Source organism: Huijunlia imazamoxiresistens, assembly GCF_037132455.1.
Taxonomy (GTDB): domain Bacteria; phylum Bacteroidota; class Bacteroidia; order Chitinophagales; family Chitinophagaceae; genus Flavisolibacter; species Flavisolibacter imazamoxiresistens.
The window spans coordinates 361,824-372,216 of record NZ_JBBBEI010000005.1; the positions used below are offsets into that span (position 1 = coordinate 361,824).

Here is a 10,393-nt window from a genome sequence, read left to right on the forward strand (position 1 = left end):
ATTCCTGCATCAGATTTTTACCGCTGAACGAAAAAACCTTAACTATGCGAAAACTGCCCCTTATTTCCGTCAGAGCCCGTATCCTGTGCGATCTGCTCGCTTTGAGCCTGTGCATCCTGGCTACCCAACGGTTTCTATTTAAAGATTACGGCGGCCTGCTGGCCAATCACAATATGCTGATCCTGATGACCGGTTTGGGCTGCTGGCTTTTTTCGGCCCGCACTTCAGGATTGTACAATGATTTCCGGGAAAAGCCCTTCTCCTTCGAGTGGATCGTTTTTTTGAAGGCATTTGTTCTGTATTCGCTGCTCATTACCTGTATCCTGTTTCTTTTCTTTCACGAATATCTCTTTAGCCGCAGGCTGGTCATATTTCATTGTTCCCTTCTGTTCGTGCTGGTGCCCTTCCAAAAGTTATTCTTCCGGATGGCATTAAAAAGGCTCCGGAACAGCGACAATGTAAAGAGAAAAGTTTTGATTGTCGGTGCCGGCGATACGGGTATCCGTTTTTACCAGAAATACGTGAAGGACCTGCATTACGGTTTTGAGTTGACCGGCTTTGTGGATGACCAGAAACATCCTTCCCTGAACGGTCATTACCTGGGCAAAACAACCGAAATTGAAAAGGTGATTGCCCGCTACGACCTGGATGATATCATTGTGACCCTTCCTTCTTCTGAAGAAAACAAAATCGAGCGAATCGTTTCTATCGGGGAAAAGGAGGGAAAGCGCATCCGCATCATTCCCGACTACGAGCGTTTCGGCGGAAAAAGGCTGCGCCTTGATCAAATAGGCAGCTTCCCGGTTATTACCCTGCGGCACCTGCCCCTGGACATCAGCGATAACCGTTATTATAAGCGGCTGTTTGATATTGCTTTTTCGGTGCTCGTTATTGTTTTTATTTTTTCCTGGTTGTTTCCGCTGATTGCCCTGCTGATCAAGTGGGGCTCCAAAGGGCCGGTATTTTTTAAACAGGAGCGCTGGGGACTGAACAACAAACCCATTCTGTGTTATAAGTTCCGTTCCATGGTAGCCACCAGCACGGACGTAGACGAGAAGGGCCGCTACCGGCAGGCCACCCGCAATGACCCGAGGGTCACGCCCATCGGCCGGTTTTTACGCAAGACCAACCTGGATGAACTGCCGCAGTTTTTTAACGTGCTGCTCGGCTCTATGTCGGTAGTGGGCCCCCGCCCGCATCCGGTGCCGCTGAACCTGCAATCGAAGGATTCCGTGGATAACTATATGATGCGTCACTGGGTGAAACCCGGCATCACCGGCTGGGCCCAGGTAAAAGGTTACCGCGGGGAAACGTCCACGCCACATCTCATGCAAAAACGCGTGGAACTGGACATGTGGTACATGGAAAACTGGACGTTCCCGCTGGACCTCCAAATCATCGTGCAAACCTTGGTAAACATGGTGAAAGGGGAGGAGAATGCTTTGTAAGGGAGCGCTGCCTCTCCCTAAAATGGTTTACATGAAAAATTCGTACCTGGTTTTTGCTTTTCTGCTCCTGTTCCTGGCCACTTCCTCCTCTGCACAAACAATTCCCGTAGGCACCCCCGTTCTGGAGGAGGTCCTGCGCCGCCGGCAAATCGCCGGCGAAGGCGACAGCCTCCCTTCCTTTGCCGTGCGCCCGCTTTCGTTTCCTGTAGCTGCCTACGATACACTGCTGGCCAGCCTGGCACCACACCGCCGCAGACTCGCTCCTGTGACATTTGCAGGGGGCAGGGGCGTTGCCCGCCTGCTGCCGGTCACACTTACCCAACAATACAATTCCCACCATCCCTATGGCTGGAACGACGGATCGATGATCCCGGCCAGGGGCTACCAGAACCAGCTGTCGATGGGCGTGGCTGCCCGCCTGGGATTCGTCAGTGTGCAACTGCAGCCCGAACTGGTAGTGGCCGGGAACCGGAACTTTTCCACCTTTCCCTCCAGCCATACCGACGAAATGTGGTACAGCTACTATACCCAGGTACAAAACCGCATCGATCATCCTGAAAAATTCGGCAGCGGTTCGTACTCCAGATTATTTCCCGGCCAATCCAGTGTGCGCCTTCATGTGAAAAAGCTGTCCGCAGGCCTGTCCACTGAAAACCTGTGGTGGGGGCCGGGTATTCGGAATTCCTTGTTGATGAGCAACACGGCTCCCGGCTTTCCGCACCTGACCTTCAACACCTCCGCACCGGTGCTTTCCGCCGTGGGGGCTTTTGAATGGCAGGTCGTTTCCGGCCTTTTGGCCAACTCGGGCCTGCTGCCGGACGATACCTCCCGCAGGTATACCGGGGTCCCGCTTTACGCTCCGAAACAGGAAGAGGAGCGCTACCTGAACGGGATGATTCTTACCTGGCAGCCGAAATGGACCAAGGGCCTGTACCTGGGTTTTTCCAGGGTACTCTACCTGTACCGGTCCGATATTCAGGGTATCGGCGGTTACCTGCCCGTGGTGGCAAAATTTTTCAAGGATAACGCGGCCAACGAAGACGACCTGAAACGGGATCAGTTGCTGTCCGTATTTCTGCGGCTGGTACTTCCCAGGGACCGGGCGGAGGTGTACGCCGAATACGGGCGGAACGACCATTCCGCCAATTCGCGGGACTTGTTGCTGGAGCCGGAACACGCCCGGGGGTATATCCTGGGCGGGCGCAAGCTGTTTCCTGCCGGCAAGGGCAAGGACCTGGAATTGTTTATCGAGCTGACCCAATTACAGAATCCGCCCACGGCCCGCTTCCGCGCCGTTCCCACCTGGTATGTCCACCACCAGGTGCGCCATGGCTACACCCACCGGGGCCAGGTGCTGGGCGCGGGCATCGGGCCGGGCAGCAACAGCCAGACCATCGGGCTCAGTTGGCTCCACGGCCTCGACAGCTGGAACTTTTCGCTGGAACGGGTAGTCCGCAATAATGATCTTTACCAGTATGCCGTGGTGCCCGACCTCAGCTACGACGGCCATTGGGTGGACGTGTCGGCCAATGCCCGGAAAAACTGGGTCCGCCAAAACCTGGTCTATTCCGCCAACCTTTCCCTGGTGCGCTCCTACAACTACCAATGGCGCAACAACCACAGCCCCGCCGACGGCAAACGCGATGTCAACAACCTGCACGCCCGCTTTTCGGTTTCCTACCTTTTTTGATCCTTTTCATACTTCTTTTCCAATGTTCACCTACACCATTGCCGATTGCTTATTGTACATTGCCACTTAGCTTTGCCGCTATTATTTTAAACGCTTACATGGAAAATATTTTTGAGCAGGGCCAGGTGCTGCTGATCAACAAGCCCCTGACATGGACCTCCTTCGACGTAGTGCGCAAGGTGCGGAACCTCTCCCGCACCAAGAAAGTCGGGCATGCCGGCACGCTCGACCCGCTGGCCACCGGCCTGCTGATCGTGTGCACCGGCAAGTTTACCAAGAAGATCAACGAGTACATGGCGCAGGAAAAAGAATATACCGGCACCATCACGCTGGGCGCAACCACACCCACCTACGACAAGGAAAGCGAGCCGGAAAATTTCAAGCATTACGAGCCCTTTACCCGCGAACAGCTGGAAGAAGCGGCCCGTGTCTTTACCGGCAACATCCTGCAGGTGCCGCCCATTCATTCGGCCATTAAAAAAGAAGGCAAACGGGTGTACGAGCTGGCCCGCAAAGGCGTGGACGTCAAGCTGGAGCCCCGTCCCGTTACCATATCCGCCTTCGATATCACCGATATCTCGCTGCCCTTTATTCATTTCCGGGTGGTTTGTTCCACGGGCACCTATATCCGCAGCCTGGCCAATGATTTCGGCGCCCAATTGGGTTGCGGCGGCTACCTGAGCGCCCTTTGCCGCACCCGCATCGGCGAATTTTGGGTACAGGATGCCCACAGCATGGAGCAGGTAGAACTCCACATTAAAGAGGCGTTGGGTTCATAAGAAGTTTACAAGTTTACGAGTTTACAAGTTTACGAGTTGCTGGCGCCCGTATGGAACTCGTAAACCCGTAAACCTGTAAACTTTAAAAAGGGAGGTTCACCCCCAGCTGCAACTGCCCGTTCAGCCAGTTCCAGTGGTAAAACCATTTGTTTTGCGTGGCGGCATCGCCGGGGCTGGGGTCCTTGACCTTGTAGGCATAGTCCAGGCGGATGAGGAAAAAGCCGAAGTCCACCCGCAGGCCGGTGCCCGAGCCGATGGCCAGGTCTTTCCACAACTTATTCAGGCGGAAGGCGCCCCCGGGGAAGTCGGGGTTTTCGCGCAGGAACCAGACGTTGCCGATATCGGTGAACAGGGCGCCGTTCAGCCGCACCCCGCTGATCTCGGTCAGGTAGAACCGGTATTCGCCGTTGGCTTCCAGCTGGATGTCGCCGAAGCGGTCGGGAGCGATCTGCCGGTCGAAGGATTTGATGGCGGAGCCCGGCCCCAGCTTGCGCAGGCCCCAGGCCCGCATGCTGTTGGCGCCGCCCGCAAAATACGACCGGAAGAAGGGCAGGTAGCGGTTGAAGCGGTGCCGGCTGGAAGGGAGTTCGTAGCCTGCCCCCCCGAAGGCCCGCCAGGCAAACTCAGTACGGGGCGTCAGCTTGTGCGTTTTTCGGTATTCGGCGTCCACCTTGATGAAGCGGTACAGGTTGTTCTCCAAAAAATCCGTTTTTACCAGTCCCGGCAGCAGTCCCGACATTTCCCAGTTGAAGCGGGCCAGGCTGGTGGTGACTTTGCGTGCATGGGTAAGGGTATAGCTGGCCAGGGCCGAGGTGATCAGGCCGTTATTGAAAATAAAGTTGTAGGAAGCGTTTTCGGCAATCAGCTTTTCCAGGTCCTCCCGGCGGTTTAAAAACGAGTATTCGATATTGGGCAGGCGGATCTCGAGCAGCTTGTTACGCCAGTTGAACTTATAGCCCCAGGAGGTATTGAAGGAGGTGAGGTTCAGGAACCGTACGCGGTCGTAGTTGTTGACGTTGAAGGCAAAGACGGTATTGAAGTTATCCTTCAGGCGGTCGGGAATAAACGGCAGTTCGGGCACCAGCCGGGGAAAGTTAAAGGTATGGCCGACGGTGACCTGCTGGCTCTGGATCAGCTCGTCGGAGGCGTTCAGTTCGATGCCGTAGCGGAAGTTGCTGGCGGCCTGGTTGGCGCGGCGGGCGAAGTTGCGGTTTTGCAGGCTGAGGTTCACGCCCAGGCCCAGCAGGTTGCCGGAATTAATGAAGTCGTTCCAGTTTCGGCTGCCTTCGAGGTTGGAGGTGAACAGGTATTTGCGGGCGGGGGTGAGCTTGATGACAAAGTCTACCGAATCGGTGCCGGGCCGTGGTACCTGTTCGATGTTGGCCAGCCGCCAGGCCTGCAGCGAATTGAAGCGGCTGAGGGTTTGCAGGTAGCGCCGCTGGCTGTAGCGGGCGCCCCGCCGCAGGTAAATATTTTCGGTGAGGGTGCCGGGGGTGAACAGGTTGCGGTTCGACACGATCTTGTAGCCGTTTTTATAGGTAACGGTGGGCTGGTAAAAAGCCGAATCCAGGCTCCAGTCGGGGTAGACCGTCACATTGCCCACATGGTAGCGCACCAGGTGCACCGAGTCGGCATCCGGGCGCAGGCGCACCTCCAGGTCGGCGGTGGGGTTCTCGCGGCGGCGCTGCAGCTCCTGCAGCTGGTTGGCCTGTTCAAAGGGGTCCAGGGTCGGGCGCAGCAGGGCCAGGCCCACCGTGTCCCAGACGGCCACCAGGTCCTCGCGGGAAAAGCGCAGGTAGCCCGAATTGCGGTACACGTCCGTCAGGCGGTTCAGCTCGGTGGAGATCAGCCCCTTGGCAAAGGGCTCGCCCCGCTTCAGCAGGGCGTCGGCCATGGCGGCATCGGTCACCTTTTGCAGCGAGTCGTCGCCAAATATTTGCAGCACCGTATCGCCGCTGGCAGCCAGCACCAGGGTGTCCCTGCCGAGGCGGTAGGCCACCGAGTCCAGCTTGATCAGCCTGCCCGGGATGGTGTTGAAGTTCAGCGTCACGCGGTGCTGGTCGCCCCGCACCCGCAGGCTGGTATCGTAGGTGATGGTATCGCGGTAATAGCCCAGCGAATTCAGCAGGGCATGCAAAAAGATCACCGACCGGGTGGCATGGGCGCTGTCCCAGACGGGCGGCTTCACCAGCTCGGTATAAAAGAAGCGGGGGTATTTGCGCCAGCCCACCAGCTTTTCCACTTTATTCAACTGCAGGCTGTCGTGCAGCTGCTGCTGCAACTGGTTTACCAGTTGTTTCCTTTCATCGGTGTTAAATTTGCCTTTTACGTTAATATTGACCTCGTAAACGAACGGCCGGCGCACCGGGTAGTTTTTTACGATGGTACAGGAAGAAAGGAGCAGGAGCAGAACGGCGAACAAAATGATGGTGAATTGCCTGTATGAAGTTGCCGCAAGATTAAACATATAGATAAAGCCCCGACTATGCTGAGTAAAAATGAGGTTAAAGATATTCAAAGTTTACGCCACAAAAAGCAACGCGATGAAGGTAAGGTTTTTATAGCCGAAGGGCCCAAGATCGTATCCGAACTGCTGGGGCTGATGCCCGAGGGCGTGGAGGCCATTTACGGCCTGGAAGAATGGGTGCAGGAGCACGAGGGCCTGCTGCGCCACCTGCCGGTCCGCACCATTTCCGCTGCGGAACTGGTGCGCATCTCGCAGCTGCAGACGCCCCACGCCGTGCTGGGCGTTTTCCGGCAGTTGCCCGTGCATGCGCCCGATCCCCAAAAACAATTCTGCCTGTACCTCGACGCCATCCAGGACCCGGGGAATTTCGGCACCATCATCCGCATCGCCGACTGGTTCGGCATCCGCGACATCGTCTGCAGCGAGGGCTGCGCCGACCGCTACAACCCCAAGGTGGTACAGTCCACCATGGCCTCCATCGCCCGGGTAAACGTTTTTGCGGATGCCGACGGCCGGTGGCTGTACCGCCAGCAGGCGCCCGTCTATGCCGCCACGCTGCACGGCCGGCCGCTCTACGAGCTGCCCAAAGCCGCCAACGGCGTCCTGATCATCGGCAACGAGTCCAAAGGCATCCACCCCGACCTGCAACAGCTCGCCAGCCAGCACGTCACCATCCCCCGGAAAGGGGAGGCCGAATCGCTCAATGCGGCGGTAGCCACCGGTATTATATTGTCACATTTGTTAGGTTGAGCGTTTACGGGTTTACAAGTTTACGAGTTCCTGGCGGGCGCAAGCAACTCGTAAGCCCGTAAACTTCTATCTAAAGTGAATCGCCTTAACGGGTTGCACATTCCGCACAATCAGCGAGGGGATCAGCAGTACTAAAAAGGAGACGGTCATGGTGCCGGCGGCGACGGCCACCACCTGCCACCATTTGACCTTGACGGCGGCGGTGGACATGTAGTAGGCGTCCTCGTCGAGGCGGATAAAGCCCGTTTGCTGTTGCACCCACAGCAGGCCCAGGCCCAGGGCCGTGCCGATCAGGATGCCGGTAAAGGTGATGAGGGCCGAGTGGTGCAGAAAAACCTTTTGGACGGCCCAGTTGGTGGCGCCCAGGGCTTTGAGGATGCCGATCATGCGGAACCGCTCCAGCACCAGGATGATGAGGCAGGTGATCAGGTTGATGGCGGCGATCACCACCATGATGGTGATGAGGATGCCCTGGTTGGTATTCTGGATCTGCAGCCAGTCGAAGATGTTGGGGTAAATTTCCTTGATGGTTTTGGTTTCCCACAGCAGTGGGAACAGCACATGCTCGTAGATGGCCCCGCTGACCGCTCCCATCTGTTCATAGTCGTGCAGGAAGATCTCGTAGCCGCCGATCTCGTCGGCCTCCCAGCCGTTCAGCCGCTGGATCAGGCGCAGGTCGCCGATGGCAAAAGTCTTGTCGTATTCTTCGATGCCCGTTTTGTAAATGCCCGTGACGGTCAGCTTGTCGGGCCGCAGCGAGCCGTCGGGGCGCACAAAATAAATAAGGATGCGGTCGTCCACCTTCAGCTGGAGCTGTTTGGCAGTGTAGGCCGAGATGACGATCTCGCGGCTGTAGGAGGGGCCGCCGAAGCGGATCCACCGCCCCTGCTGCAGGAAGCCGGAGAGGTGGTTGAAGTCGTAGGTGGAGTCCAGTCCTTTCAGCAGCACGCCTTCCATGTCCTCGGCGGTTTTGAGGATGGCATACTTGGTGGCAAAGGGGTGAACGGACTCTACTTGTGGAAAGCGGGCGATGTTGTGCACCAGCGAGTCGTTCTTTTCGATGGGCTGCTCCTCGGCGATGTTGGCCTTCATGGGCTGGCGGTACTGGATGCGCACGTGTCCCCAGAAGCTGAACACCTTCTGGCTGACGGTCTCCTGGAAGCCGTTGACAAAGGACAGCGTGACGATCATGACCATGACGCTGATGACCGTTGCCGCTACGGACAGCCGGATAATGAACCGCGAAAACGATTTTTGCTGGTTAAAGGCAATACGCCGCGCTATGAAGGAGGAAATGTTCACCGATTATGGGTTAGAGGCTTCAAATGTAATAGGCAATGGGCAATAAGCAATAAGCAAGGTGCGGAGGCGTTGGCAGAACCTGGGGCGGGCATTGCAAAAAATTGCAACCCCTGGGGGTTGTCCCGCGTCATTCCTTAATTTTAGCGGGCGACCTGTATCTTCAGACCTAACCAGTAATACCATATGACTCAAAAGTTCTTTTTCCTCTTTTTATTGTGCTGCTCCCGGATTTTATATGCCCAGCAGGCCGAAAGGATCTATGACGAGGACATCCATTCCATCAAGCTGTATAAGAATGGCGACCAGGCCACCTTCCCGGCCCTGACCCTGAATACCAGCGATGTGCTGGAGCTGCATTTCGACGACCTGGAAGGCGACGTGAAAAATTATTACTATTCCTTCCAGTTGTGCAATGCCGACTGGACGCCCAGCATGCTGCGCACCTTCGAATACACCAGGGGCTTCCAGAACGTGCGCATCACCACCTACCGCAATTCCTCCATCGCCTTTACCCGCTACACCCACTACCAGGCGGTGGTGCCCGACCGCAACTCGGCGCCCATCCGCTCGGGCAATTACCTGCTGAAAGTGTTCCTCAATGGCGATACGTCGCAACTGGTCTTCACCAAGCGCTTCGTGGTGGTGGAAAACAAGGCGGCGGTCTCCGCCGTCATCCAGCAGCCCTTCAACTCCCGCATGCAATCCTCGCAGAAGCTGCAGGTAACGGTCCGGACCGATTCGCGGGTGCAGAACCTCAGTCCCAATGACCTGAAAGTGGTGGTGCTGCAAAACAACAACTGGCAGACCGCCCTCTACATGGAGCGCCCCACCATCTACCGGGGGAATTATTATGAGTACAACGACGAGGCGGTGACCGTGCTGCCGGCGGGCAAGGAGTTCCGCTGGATCGACCTGCGCAGCTTCCGCCTCAAAAGCGACCGCATGCTCGACCTGCAGGCCCGCGGCAACAACACCCTGGTGACCGTAAAGCCCGATGGGCAGCGGACCGACCAGGCCTATGTGTATTACCGCGACCTGAATGGCAGCTATACCATCGAGGCCCTCGAAAGCATCAACCCCTTCTGGCAGGGCGACTATGCCACGGTGCAGTTCAGCTACTTCCCGCCGGGCAACCGCCCCTTCGAAGGCCGCGACCTGTACCTGTTTGGCGAGCTGACGCGGTACGCCCAGGATACCTCGGGCCGCATGAACTTCAATGCCGACCGCGGCGCTTACGAAAAAACGCTCTTCCTCAAACAGGGTTACTACAATTACAACTACGTCACCCTGCCCTCCAACGGCAAAAAAGGCTTTCCCGATTTCAGCCAGACCGAAGGCAATTACTGGGGCACCGAAAACAATTATACCGTCCTGGTCTATTTCCGTCCCTTCGGCGCCCGTGCCGACGAACTGCTTGCGTTTACGACGGTCAATTCTATTTTAAACCGACAAGGTTTTTAGAGAGTTTACGAGCTTACGAGTTCCTTACGGGCGTCGGCCAACTCGTAAACCCGTAAACTCCTTAACAATTACCGGCAAGAAAATTTTTTAAAATTTTTCTTGCCGGTAATTGTTAAGCTCCTATATTTGCACCCGGCAGGTCTTACACGACCAGCTCCTGCTGAACCCCCCAGGATCGGAAGATAGCAAGGGTAGGTGGTTGTAGCGGTGCGATGTAAGTAGCCTGCCTTTTTTTCTTTTCTTCTATGCTCCTTACGGGGCTTTTTTTATGCCCCTGCACCACTTCTATTTCTTTTATATTTGTACACCTAACAAATTTTTATAACAATCAATTCCCGCAACGGGCTCAACACTTATGAAATTCTTTATTGACACCGCCAACCTGGCGCAGATCAGGGAAGCGCATGCCCTGGGCATTTTGGACGGAGTAACCACCAACCCCTCGCTGATGGCCAAAGAAGGCATCAAGGGCGAAGAAGCCATCAACCAGCATTAC

General features: G+C 56.3%; 8 protein-coding genes and 1 other RNA gene. 7 read left to right on the forward strand and 2 right to left on the reverse strand.

Annotated elements, in window-relative coordinates:
- Positions 1-44 precede the first annotated feature (44 nt).
- The 3 genes from V9K67_RS08965 to truB all read left to right on the forward strand — a co-directional run bounded on the left by V9K67_RS08965 (position 45) and on the right by truB (position 3,917).
- A complete protein-coding gene (locus tag V9K67_RS08965; protein WP_336721617.1) occupies positions 45-1,448 on the forward strand; it encodes an undecaprenyl-phosphate glucose phosphotransferase in 1,404 nt (467 codons plus the stop codon).
- Between the two features lie 31 nt (positions 1,449-1,479).
- Entirely contained in the window at positions 1,480-3,138 is a 1,659-nt protein-coding gene (locus V9K67_RS08970; RefSeq protein WP_336721618.1) for a capsule assembly Wzi family protein, read from the forward strand.
- Between the two features lie 98 nt (positions 3,139-3,236).
- Positions 3,237-3,917 (forward strand): tRNA pseudouridine(55) synthase TruB, encoded by a 681-nt coding sequence (gene truB / locus V9K67_RS08975; RefSeq protein WP_336721620.1) that lies wholly within the window; start codon positions 3,237-3,239, stop codon positions 3,915-3,917.
- A gap of 82 nt (positions 3,918-3,999) precedes the next feature.
- Here the strand turns inward: truB and V9K67_RS08980 are convergent, their stop codons facing one another.
- Positions 4,000-6,339: a BamA/TamA family outer membrane protein gene (locus V9K67_RS08980; RefSeq protein WP_336721621.1), complete on the reverse strand. Its 2,340-nt coding sequence runs from the start codon at positions 6,337-6,339 to the stop codon at positions 4,000-4,002.
- 63 nt (positions 6,340-6,402) lie between these two features.
- Here V9K67_RS08980 and V9K67_RS08985 point away from each other — a divergent pair, with 63 nt between their 5' ends.
- On the forward strand, positions 6,403-7,134 hold the full coding sequence (locus V9K67_RS08985; protein WP_336721622.1) for a TrmH family RNA methyltransferase: 732 nt from the start codon (positions 6,403-6,405) through the stop codon (positions 7,132-7,134).
- 66 nt (positions 7,135-7,200) lie between these two features.
- Here the strand turns inward: V9K67_RS08985 and V9K67_RS08990 are convergent, their stop codons facing one another.
- Positions 7,201-8,436, reverse strand: a complete 1,236-nt coding sequence (locus V9K67_RS08990; RefSeq protein WP_336721623.1) for an ABC transporter permease — start codon at positions 8,434-8,436, stop codon at positions 7,201-7,203.
- Between the two features lie 183 nt (positions 8,437-8,619).
- Here V9K67_RS08990 and V9K67_RS08995 point away from each other — a divergent pair, with 183 nt between their 5' ends.
- The 3 genes from V9K67_RS08995 to V9K67_RS09005 form a co-directional block, all read left to right on the forward strand.
- Entirely contained in the window at positions 8,620-9,897 is a 1,278-nt protein-coding gene (locus V9K67_RS08995; protein WP_336721624.1) for a type IX secretion system plug protein, read from the forward strand.
- A gap of 133 nt (positions 9,898-10,030) precedes the next feature.
- An RNA gene (gene ffs / locus V9K67_RS09000) (signal recognition particle sRNA small type) lies at positions 10,031-10,129 on the forward strand.
- Positions 10,130-10,252: 123 nt separating this feature from the next.
- Positions 10,253-10,393, forward strand: a 141-nt coding sequence (locus tag V9K67_RS09005) for a transaldolase family protein (protein ID WP_336721628.1), incomplete at its 3' end; no start/stop codon positions are given.